Here is a 619-nt window from a genome sequence, read left to right on the forward strand (position 1 = left end):
ATTTCGATTGCTGGTACCAGCACAAAGTCTCGTTCCAGCGCATAAGGGTGAGGAATGCGTAAGTCAGGGTCGTCGCTTGATAGCGTTTCATCGTTATAGAATAGAATATCCAGGTCGATGATTCGCTCCCCCCAATGCCGAGTCTTTATACGCCCGAATTCGGCTTCAAGTGTTTGAGTACACTTTAACAAAGCGAGTGGTTCCAGAGCGGTTTCAAGCCAGATGACTGCATTGACGAAGTCATCTTGATCCTGAGGCCCTTGAGGGCAGCTACTGTATAGTGATGATGATGACATTAGCTTTAGTTCAGGATGCCGGGATAGGGCTTCTATCGCCTTTATTACTTGAAGACGAGGACTTTCCAGGTTGCTACCAATACCGATGAGTACTTGATTTAGTTTCATGACTAGCTTTTTCTTCTCGCCGAACAGTTCCTGCTGACTTATACCTGCAGCATTATGATCGCTTTGGACGTCGTGATTGTCGGGTCTTTCGGCGGTCAGCACCAGGTGTCTCACGCTTTTTTCGATGATTAGCTTTGTTATAAACAGCAGAAGGGTGCTTGATTTGGAATTCAGTCCACCACTTAGCGAGTTCGCCGACAGGTTCACCAGCTTGC

The 619-nt window shown here is 47.2% G+C and carries 1 protein-coding gene; it reads right to left on the reverse strand.

From position 1 onward, the window contains the following. A partial coding sequence (gene folK, locus A3763_RS27245; protein ID WP_231872336.1) for a 2-amino-4-hydroxy-6-hydroxymethyldihydropteridine diphosphokinase occupies positions 1-404 on the reverse strand: 404 nt, incomplete at its 3' end. Positions 405-619: the final 215 nt, after the last annotated feature.

It is taken from the genome of Oleiphilus sp. HI0128 (assembly GCF_001635365.1).